Below are 10,080 nucleotides of genomic sequence, written 5' to 3'. Positions count from 1 at the left end.
ATCTACAGGCGAAGTTATCGTCTTTAACGCACCTGAACTGCGCAATCGAGACAATCTCCTGTTGGAGAGGCTAGCGGCCCATGAGGCCGGCCACGTCAAACTCGGCAAACGCGGCGAGGGCGTGATAGGCCGCCAGCACCTCGTTGACTCCGAGTGGCGTTGGCTGCTGATGTGCCTCGGAGCCCTGGCCATTGATGAACTTCGGATCGAGCGTGGGCTCGCTGACCTTGGGTATCCGGTCGCAATGACCGGCGACGTTGATTACATTGATGAGGCAATGTTCTGGCTGAACTGCGAACTCATGAATGCCTTGGTCGACCCGGCCAGCTCAGACGTGGAGAAGTTTCAAGGCGCCGTCATGTCAACGCAAGATTGGCTGACCAAGCACCTTGCATATGTTGCCGCATACGCTTCTAGCCCGACGCTCGATTTATCAGCTCTGTCGAGCCATTCGAGACAGAACTGGGATGATTACATCGCGGCACATTGGGGCAAACGTGTTGCCTTCTACGAAAACATCCCGGACGTCCGCACGGCACTCGACGCCTCGGAACTGGACTCAATCCTGCTTTCGGCTATCGATATTGAGGCGGATCTGCTCAGCTCACTTGGATTTCGACTTTCTGACGGTGGCCACGGTCAAGGATATGCCTTCCGTCGAGTCTCCAGCGATTCTCAATGTGCTCGTCGGCTGCAGCGCGCGCGAGAAGCGTTCGCGCTGCGAGACAGTGCCTGAGGTGGGGGAATCCGCACTGGTGGCGCACCATATTCGATGGTGAGCTATGCGGCGGACAGTCCCGCAGAGGTGAGGCTGTCATTGGTCAGTGGGATCGCACTGGAGGTGATTCCGGTAAGCAGTTCTAACACTTGATGTTCCGTTTTCGGGCCAGGATGATTTTAAGTCCGTCGACGCCACAGAGACTGTGGCGGGGTGCTTACAACGCAGCCGAAGACGACTGGAGTAGTGGTGACCGGCATGCGGTCAGGTGTCGATTCATCAGATGCAATACGCATACTTCTACTTGTCATAAGGTCTGGTTACCGGTGCTCGATGTGGGTGGCAAGGCGACACGAGTTTTCGGACACTGCTGCCCTGCGGAAACGACTGGTTCTGTGAGTGTCGCGAAATCGATCGCTAGCTAGCGGACGCGCTCGGACGGGGGTTTGACTACCTTGAGCCACCGTCGTGAGGTGGGGTCGTCACGTCCCACGCTGACTTGCGGATACGAGATGAAGGTCGCTTCGTCGATGTAGGGCGGGACCGTTGCTCTTTCTGGTGACGTCCTGCCGTGTGTCAGTTGAAGCCTCCGGACGGTGTCGTGGCCTGCTCTCTTTGCCACATGACGATGGTCAGTTCGGCGTAGAGGACGGTGTGGTCGTCCTGATCGGTCAGCCGCATTTCTATCTTCACTCGTCCGCGTGTTCCGTCGAGAGTGATCTCGGCAATTTGGGCGGTTCCGGTGAGAACGTTGCCGGGTCGGACGGGCGCCGGGAACCGTACCTTGTCGAATCCGAGCCCGGCGATCACTGCCCATTGGTTGAGCATTGTTTGTGTGAGCAGCCGTTGAGCGATGGCAATGGTGTGTACCCCGCTGGCGATGAGTCCGCGGAAGTGACCCTGGTTGGCGGCGTCCTCATCGATGTGAAACCACTGTGCGTCCCAGCGGGTGGCGAAATCGACCAGTTCGGCCTTGGAGACGGTGTGATCGCCCAGTTTGTGAATCTGGCCCGGGGTGAAGTCTTCGGCGTAGACGGACGGACTTGGGGGAGTGGCGTTCACAGCGACCTGGCTACGAGCAGCTTCATGATCTCGTTGGTGCCGCCGTAGATCCGCTGCACGCGGGAGGCGGTGTACATCTGGGCGATGGGGTACTCCATCATGTAGCCGTAGCCACCGAACAGCTGTAGGCACTTGTCCACCACGCGGCACTGCATGTCGGTGGCCCACAGCTTGATCATCGAGGCGCCGGCGGCGTCGAGGGTGCCGTCGATCTGGCGGCGGATGCCGTCGTCGATCAGCGCCTTGCCGGCGTAGACGTCGGCCTTGCACTCGGCTAGTACGAACTGGGTGTTCTGGAAGTCCAGGAGTTTCTTGCCGAACGCATCGCGCTCTTTGACGTACCGGATGGTCTCGATCACCGCGGCCTCGGCCACTGCCACGCCGGCGACTCCGATGATGAGTCGCTCCCGCGGCAACTGGGTCATGAGTTCGGCGAAGCCGGAGCCCTCCTCGCCAAGGATGTTCTCCACCGGTACCCGCATGTCGTCAAAGAAGAGTTCGCGGGTGTCCCATCCGTGCATGCCGATCTTCTCGAGGACGGCGCCGCGGGAGAAGCCCGCGACGTTATTGTCGACCTCGGCGACTAGTAGGGAGATGCCCTTGCCGCCGGCCGCTGGATCGGTCTTGGCCACGATGACAACCAAGTCGCAGTGGGTGCCGTTGGAGATGAAGGTCTTGGCGCCGTTGACCACGTAGTGGTCGCCGTCGCGGATCGCTGTGGTCTTGACGTTCTGCAGGTCTGAGCCGGTACCAGGCTCGGTCATGGCGACGGCCACCACTTTCTCGCCGGAGGCGAGCCCGGGTAGCCAGCGGCGCTTTTGCTCCTCGGTCCCGTAGGCGTTGATGTAGTGGCTGACGATCGTGGAGTGCACGGTGAAGCCGAACGCGCTGTCGTGCGCGTACGCCAGTTCCTGGGCCACTACAGCCTCGTGGCCGAAGTCGCCTCCCCCGCCGCCGTCCTTTTCGGCGATGTCGGTGAGCAGTAGGCCTGCCGCTCCGGCTCTGTTCCAGAGTTCGCGGTCGACGTGGCCCTGCCGGGCCCAGTCCGCCTGGCGGGGGGTGACTTCTCTGGCGAAGAAGGCGCGGGCGTGGTCCCGTAGCAACTCGTGGGACTCGGTTTGCCAGGTGGGGCGGTGGTCGGGGAACAGGGTGGTGGTCATGATCTTGTCCTTGTCGGGCCGGGTCAGCGGCCGGTGAAGTTCGGCGAACGCTTGGCCACGAAGGCGGCCTGGCCCTCGTGGCTGTCGTCTGAGGCGAGTGAATAGACGAAGTTGCGCTTTTCGTGCTCGAGCCCTGCGGCTATCGACCCGGTCTGCGCGGCCAGGGCGGCGTCTTTGGCCAGGGCCACGGCCAGCGGGGAATTAGCCGAGATCCGCTGCGCCAGGGCGATCGCCTGTTCGACGACCTCGTCGTCGTCGACCACCTTTCCCACCAGGCCGAGGGTGGCGGCCTCGGTCCCGGTGACCAGGTCGCCGCTGAGCAGCAGTGCCATGGCGCGAGGTTTGCCGAGCGCCCGGATGAGTCGTTGGGTGCCGCCGCCGCCGGGGATGACGCCGAGCTTGACCTCGGGTAATCCAAGGCGGGCACCCTGGCCGACGATGCTGGTGTCGCAGGCCAGGACGAGTTCGAGCCCGCCCCCCAGGGCCAGGCCCTCGACGGCTGCGATCACCGGTTTGGGGAAGTTCTCCAGGTCGGCCCATAGAGTCCCCCCGGAGGCCCGCCGCTGCCCGATCAACGGATCGGCCCGCAGGGCGTCGAACGCGGTGATGTCTGCTCCAGCGCAGAACACGCCGCTCGCGCCGGCCAAAACTATGGCGCGCACGGAGTCATCGGTCCGCAGCTCGGCTAGGTGCCCGTTCAAGGCTGCGAACACCGCGGCGTTCAGTGCATTCCGGGCCTCGGGTCGGTTGATGCGCAGGATCGCGACGGCTCCGCGTCGTTCGCTGCGCACCACATCATCGTGTCCGCTCCGGTTGTTCATTCCTCGGCTCCCCGGTAGAGATCGGCGTAGTCGGTGCGTAGCGTCTTTTTGTCCAACTTGCCGACGCTGGTGCGCGGCAGCGCGTCGGCGAAGATGACGATGTCGGGCAGTTGCCACTTGGCGAACTTGTCTTCCAACACGGCGTGGATGTCGTCGACGTCAAGATCGGCACCGTCTTCTTGGACGACGATCGCAACCGGGCGCTCTTGCCACTTGGGATGCTCGATCCCCACCACGGCGGCTTCGCGGACCTGTGGGTGGGCGACGATCGCGTTTTCCATGTCGATCGAGGAGATCCATTCGCCGCCGCTTTTGACCACGTCCTTGATGCGGTCGGTCAGCTTGAGGTAGCCGTCGGGGCGGATCGTGCCGGCATCGCCGCTGCGCCACCACCCATCGGCGAACGCGCCGCCTTTGTCTTCCATCTTGTGGTAGCGCTCGATGATCCACGGGCCGCGCATGAGCACCTCGCCCTGGGAGACACCGTCGTGGGGTAGTTCGGTTCCGTCCGGTCCGACGACCTTGATGTCGATCCCGTTGACCAGCAGACCCTGGGCCCGCTTGAGATCCCACTTCTCCTTCTCACTGAGCACGTCCCGCAGCGTGTGCTTCAGGCCTGCGTTGACGGTGACCAGCGGAGTGGTCTCCGTGGCGCCGTAGGCGTGGATGATGTCGGCGCCGGTGAGGTCATGGAAGCCGCGCATGAGCGTGAGCGACGGTTCGGTCGCCCCGGACAGCAGACGGGCGCGGCTGAAGTCCGGGCGCGTCTTGAGTGTGCGGATGTAGTCGAGCATCGGCTCGAAGATCGCGGGGGCACCGTTGGCTACGGTGACGGACTCGGAGATCATCGCGTCAACCAGCACAGAGGTGTCCTCGGCCGTATACCGTCCGGGCAGCACGACCTTGGCGGCCGAGTAGATGGCCGACTGCGGCAGTCCCCAGCCCTGGCCGTGGAACATCGGGGTGATGACCATGACGGTGTCGTCGTCGCCCATCTTCAACTGCGCTGCCTCGGCAAGAGTGTGGAGGTAGATCCCGCGATGGGAGTAGTACACGCCCTTGGGGCGGCCGGTGGTGCCGGTGGTGTAGCACGCGCTGTACGCCGAGGTTTCGTCGATCATCGGCCAGTCGAAGGTCGATTCCGCGGCCGTCAGCGCGTCTTCCCAGTGGACGACCCCGGGCAGGGTGGTGGAGATCTCCGAGAGTGGCTTGTCCGTCATGACCACCCAGGTCTTCACCCCGACGCCCTGCTCGACCAGCGCCTCGGCCACGGGCAGCAGGGACTCGTCGACCAGCACGATCGAGGCTTCGGCGTGGTCGGTGACATAGGCCAGGTCCACCGGGGCGAGCCGCAGGTTCATCTGCAGCATCACCGATGCGATACCGGGAATCGCCCAGTACAGCTCCATATGGCGTTTGGAGTTCCAATCCAGGATTCCCACCACCGTTCCGGGGCCGGCCCCCAGCCCGGTGAGCGCGTGGGCTGACTTCCCGACCCGCTCGAACATGTCTGCGTAGGTGTAGCGGTCCCAGCCCCCGTCGATGGTGCGGAATACGATCTCCTGCTCGGGGTAGGTCCGGGCGGAGTGCCGCAGCAGGGTGGTGGTGTTGAGCTGGTAACTGTCACCGTGTGTCGACGGCAGACCGGTGACGATGGGGTGGGACGTCATGTTGGTGCTCCTGAAGTGGGGTTGGGACGGTGGCTGGGACGGAGGGGGCTCGTCAGAGGCGTTCGATGATGGTGGTGTTAGCGGTGCCGTGGGCTTCGCAGATGGTCTGTAGCCCGTATCGGCTGCCGGTGCGTTCGAGTTCGGTCAGCAGGTCCGTCATCATGCGGGCGCCGGTGGATCCGAGGGGGTGGCCGACAGCCACCGAGCCGCCGTTGACGTTGAGTTTGTCGTCGGGGACGCCGAACTCTTTTTGGAACATCAGCGGTACTCCCGCGAACGCTTCGTTGACCTCGAACAGGTCGATATCGTCCACCGTGAGCCCCGACCGGTCCAGGGCCTTGCGGGTGGACTCGAGGATTGCGGTGAACTGGATGATCGGATCGGCCGCGGCGACCGCGTGGACCACGAAGCGGGCGCGGGGGGTGAGCCCGTGGGCCTCGGCGAACTCGCGGTCGGCGATGAGTAGTGCGGCGGCGCCGTCGCTGAGCTGGGAGGAGTTGGCTGCGGTGGTCTTGCCGTCTTCGGCGAACACCGCCCGCAGGGACGCCATCTTCTCTGGGTCGAGCTCGGCCCGGATCCCCTCATCCGCGGTCACGGGCTCGCTGGAGTCATCGAGCGGGTCGCGGCGCAGCGGAACCAGCTGGGTCTCGAAGCGGCCGTCGCGGGTGGCAGCCAGCGCCCGCTCGTGGCTCCGGCGGCTGAAGGCGTCGAGTTCCTCCCGGCTGAGGTCGAAGCGGGTGTTCATCAGCTCACTGGACGGGCCTTGAACCAGCAGTCCGCCGTCGTAGCGGGCCAGTTCGCGGGGGGAGTATTGCGGGCCTAGCGGGGCGCCGGGTTGTAATGAGGATGGCAGCGCCACCTGTGACATCGACTCCACGCCGCATGCGATGGCGAGGTCGTAGGACCCCGCCTCCACACCGTGGGCGGCAAATGCGACAGCTTGCTGCCCCGAGCCGCACTGTCGGTCCACGGTCACGGCCGGCACCGAATCGGGCAGGCCGGAGGAGAGCACCGCATGGCGAGCGATGTTGGAGCTCTGCTGGTCGTGCGTCATCACACAGCCAGCGATCACGTCGTCGATTTTCTCCGGCGCCACATCACTGCGGCGAACCAGTTCACTGAGGGTGGCCCCCAGCAGATCGGCGGGATGCCAGGCGGCCAGCGCCCCGCCGCGCTTGCCGACCGGGGTCCGGACGGCATCGACGATCACGGCCTCGCGGGTGGCTCGGGAACTACGGGGCTGGGGGGAGTCGGTCATGACTGGGTCCTTCCTCAAGGTGGTCAGGTGGTGGGCGCCGTGGGCGCGTGAGTGGTCTGCGCTGTGGCCGGGTGGGCATCGCGAACGGCGGTGAGCGGGATGTCGTGGCGCGCGGCCAGATCCTCCCAGTGGGCCGTGGTGTGCGCGGCGAAGGCGCGGGTGTAGGCGGCGGATGTGCCGTCGCAATCGAGTACTTCTCTGGTGCGGGCCTCGAAGTGCGGTTCGAGTGCCCCCAGGGCGATGTGGCCGTCGGCGGTGGCATAGATGTTGTAGGAGGGCAGAGCCCCGCCCAGTGGTGCTCCATTGCCAAACAGGCCGTGCCGGAGGGCAGCCGCGGAGTCGTACGCGGCCGCGTCGAGAGTGATGCGTTGATGTCCGCCGGAGTCGTGCTGTCCCCGGGCCAGCAGCAGGGCCAGGGCGGCCGAGATGGCCCGCTCCCCACCGACGGTGTCGGCGACCGGGACCAGCGGCAGGTGCGGCGGCCGGATGGTGCCGTATCTCGCCTGATATGTCAGGTCGTGGCCCGCGACCTCCTCGTCGGCGCCGTCGTAGCCCACGATCTCCACATGGCACAACCGCGGGTAGCGGTCGCTGAGATCGCCGAGGCCGAGTCGGCAGAACGCTGACGGGCGCATGGCGGTCACCAACACGTCCGCCGTATCGAGCAGCCTGGTCAGCTCCTCCAGGCCGCTACGACTTTTGAGGTCGGCCCGACGAACCTCCACTCCCTGTGTCAGTTCTGCGTACCAGGAGGGCGCGGCCACGGCCAAGGCGTCACCCACCGGCGGCTCCACTTTGATCACCGCTGCGCCGAGGTCACGAAGGCCTGCCACGGCCAGCGGACCGGGCAGGTTGGTAGCCAAAGAGACGACCTGTATGCCGGCCAGGGGTCGGAGCGATCTGGGACTCATTTCAGCGACTATACAAGTAGTCAGTAAACTTAGCCACTGTATAGCTTTAGCGATTGGCGCGTCCCCGTAGACTCGTTTGTCGACCGAAGGGAGACCGCGTGGACCGCCCCGCCCAGCACTCCGGCGACCAAGATCTCACCGCCAAAGCGCGAATCCGCAACGCCGCTCTCGAGCTTTACGCGGCCAACGGCGAGGACCGCACACCGATGCGGGCGGTCGCGGCCGCCGCCGGGGTTACCGTAGGGCTGGTGGTCCATCACTACGGGTCCAAAGACGGCCTCCGCGAGGCCGTGGAGCAGATCGTCGTGGAGCGTTTTGCGTCGGCCCTTGCTTCGGCGCCGACCGACGGGGCCGGCGAAGAAATCGCTCGCGTGCGGAACGAGGCTGTCTCGGAAATGCTGGTCAGAAACCCGGAGGTGGTCAACTATCTCCGCCGGGCGCTACTCGAACCCGGTGGTCAGCGGGGGCAACTGCTGGAGCGGCTCACCGAACTTACCCACCGGGAGGTCGTTGCGATGCGCGAGACCGGCGCGGCCTCGCGGGGTCGCGCCGACTCCGTCCAGGTGGTCGACGTGATCATCAACCAGATGGGCCGGCTGTTCCTGCAGCCGCTGGTGGATGCCGTCTGGACCCACCTCGGGACCTTTACCCACACCGAGGGGCGCAGCAAGCCCGAACTCGGCGTGAGCGTGTCCGGGGGAGGAGCTGTCGATCGTTCCCACGGGTCAGCCACCTGACTCGAGTTTCACTTTCACTGAACATCTGTACAAGCATCACGCTGGCGGTTACTGTTCCTGCTGTGTCCGGGGTCACATATCCGATCTCGGAGTCATCGACACCTCAGGAGTCACCATGGCCACTCTCGGAGGCGCCCTCGCGCTCAATGCCCGCCGGCACCCGGACAAGACCGCACTGATCTTCGGCGAGAGCACCTACTCGTACGAGCAGCTCGCGGCCCGGATCAATCAGTATGCGCACGCGTTGGCGTCGCTCGGAGTCGGCAAGGGCGACAGGGTGGCACTGCTGAGCCCGAACTCCGACGCGTACATCCTGGGCCTGTACGGAGCGTTCCGACTGGGGGCCATTGCCGTGCCTCTCAACCCTCGCGTGCCGGCCCGCGAACTTCGCTACCTGCTCGAGGACTCCGGTGCGACGGTGCTGCTGTACTCCGAGGGGCTCGCGGTGGTGGTGGCCGGCCTCGACGAACTCGATCCGCTGCCGTCCGCGCCGCAAAGTCTGGTGCTGGACGAGCCCGCCGCGCAGGGCATCGCGCGGCTCGCAGACACCATGCCGACCACCGCGCCGGAAGTGGAGGTCATCGAGGACGACGACTGCATTATCCTCTACACCTCGGGCACGACCGGGCGTCCCAAGGGAGCGTTGTTCGACCATCACCGCATGCTGTGGGTGGGGAACTCGGTTTCCGCACTCGGTATGAATATCTTCGACCGGAATCTGCACGTCGCGCCGATGTACCACTGCGCGGAGCTGGTCCTGTTCGTTATGTCAGGGTTCAGCCTGGGCACCACTCACGTGGTGCTGCCAGCGTTCGAGCCCAAGGCGGTCCTGGATGCGCTGGAGAAGCACCGCATCACCGTGTTCCTGGGCGTGCCCACCATGTACCAGATGCTGCTGCAGCACCCCGAGCTCGGCACGCGCGATCTGTCCGCGTGGCGGCTGGGCTTCTTCGGCGCCGCACCAATGCCGCCGAGCGCGGCGACCAGCTTGCTCGCCACCCTGCCGCACGTGCAGTTCTTCCAGCTGTGCGGCCAAACCGAAGGCGGCCCGACCGGCATCTTCCTCACTCCGGACGAAGTACGCGCCCGCCCAGATGCCACCGGACGGGCGTCCATCACTAACGCCGAGACGCGGATCGTCGACGACGAGGGCAACGACACCGCGGTCGGCGAGCCCGGGGAGATCATTTACCGAGGCGAGACCATCATGAAGGGCTACTGGAACAAGCCCGAGGCCACCGCCGATGCGCTCCGCGACGGCTGGCTGCACAGCGGCGACGTGGCGGTCCGGGACGCCGACGGGTTTATCACGATCGTTGATCGGATGAAGGACATGATCATCACGGGCGGGCGCAACGTGTACTCGGTGGAGGTCGAACAGGCCCTCGCCGGCCACCCGGACGTGGCCGATGTGGCGGTCGTCGGGCGGCCGGACGAGATGTTCGGGGAGAGCCTCATCGCCGTCGTCACCCCGGTCGAGGGCCGCGAGGTCACCTTGGAGTCGCTCCGCGAGTACGGATCCCAGTTCATTGCGGGTTACAAGCTTCCGCGCGAGCTCATCACCCGGCCCATTCCCCGTAACCCCTCGGGGAAGATTCTCAAGCACGTGCTGCGTGATGCAATCACGGAAGGCACAGTCGCCACCAGCTAACAATCGGATAGCTCGTTAGGCTCCTCTACCAAGCCACCTGCCATTTGGCCCGCTCTGGGAGAGGTCGAGTTCGCCGGATACTCGGCATCGTT

At 65.1% G+C, this 10,080-nt stretch carries 9 protein-coding genes; 3 read left to right on the top strand and 6 right to left on the bottom strand.

From position 1 onward, the window contains the following. The coding region (locus GM1_RS20780) for a hypothetical protein (RefSeq protein WP_008382203.1) at positions 1–736 on the top strand (736 nt) is incomplete at its 5' end. A 558-nt stretch (positions 737–1,294) separates the two neighbouring features. Here GM1_RS20780 and GM1_RS20775 read toward each other — a convergent pair. From GM1_RS20775 to GM1_RS20750, 6 genes are read right to left on the bottom strand one after another with little or no spacing between them, the layout of a single operon-like run. Continuing rightward, complete coding sequence (locus GM1_RS20775; protein ID WP_006898348.1) at positions 1,295–1,780, bottom strand: MaoC/PaaZ C-terminal domain-containing protein; 486 nt, start codon at positions 1,778–1,780, stop codon at positions 1,295–1,297. Then, positions 1,777–2,940, bottom strand: coding sequence for an acyl-CoA dehydrogenase family protein (locus GM1_RS20770; RefSeq protein ID WP_008382198.1), 1,164 nt, complete (start codon positions 2,938–2,940; stop codon positions 1,777–1,779). The genes GM1_RS20775 and GM1_RS20770 overlap by 4 nt, the downstream gene beginning before the upstream one ends. Before the next feature lie 23 nt (positions 2,941–2,963). Further along, positions 2,964–3,761: an enoyl-CoA hydratase/isomerase family protein gene (locus GM1_RS20765; protein WP_008382197.1), complete on the bottom strand. Its 798-nt coding sequence runs from the start codon at positions 3,759–3,761 to the stop codon at positions 2,964–2,966. Then, positions 3,758–5,431 carry a long-chain-fatty-acid--CoA ligase gene (locus GM1_RS20760; RefSeq protein WP_008382195.1) on the bottom strand — a complete coding sequence of 558 codons (1,674 nt, stop codon included), beginning with the start codon at positions 5,429–5,431 and terminating at the stop codon, positions 3,758–3,760. The genes GM1_RS20765 and GM1_RS20760 overlap by 4 nt, the downstream gene beginning before the upstream one ends. Before the next feature lie 52 nt (positions 5,432–5,483). Next, entirely contained in the window at positions 5,484–6,689 is a 1,206-nt protein-coding gene (locus GM1_RS20755) for a thiolase family protein (protein WP_006897083.1), read from the bottom strand. Between the two features lie 23 nt (positions 6,690–6,712). Further along, positions 6,713–7,600, bottom strand: coding sequence for a CoA transferase (locus tag GM1_RS20750; protein ID WP_008382193.1), 888 nt, complete (start codon positions 7,598–7,600; stop codon positions 6,713–6,715). Between the two features lie 98 nt (positions 7,601–7,698). On the opposite strand from GM1_RS20750, the gene GM1_RS20745 reads away from it, so the two are divergent. Both GM1_RS20745 and GM1_RS20740 read left to right on the top strand, forming a co-directional pair. Then, entirely contained in the window at positions 7,699–8,337 is a 639-nt protein-coding gene (locus GM1_RS20745; RefSeq protein WP_006897085.1) for a TetR/AcrR family transcriptional regulator, read from the top strand. A 115-nt stretch (positions 8,338–8,452) separates the two neighbouring features. Further along, on the top strand, positions 8,453–9,988 hold the full coding sequence (locus GM1_RS20740; RefSeq protein WP_008382189.1) for an acyl-CoA synthetase: 1,536 nt from the start codon (positions 8,453–8,455) through the stop codon (positions 9,986–9,988). The last annotated feature ends 92 nt before the right edge of the window (positions 9,989–10,080 follow it).

Source organism: Gordonia malaquae NBRC 108250 (assembly GCF_000344135.1).
Taxonomy (GTDB): Bacteria; Actinomycetota; Actinomycetes; order Mycobacteriales; family Mycobacteriaceae; genus Gordonia; species Gordonia malaquae.
This window is presented reverse-complemented; position numbering and strand designations above follow the sequence as displayed.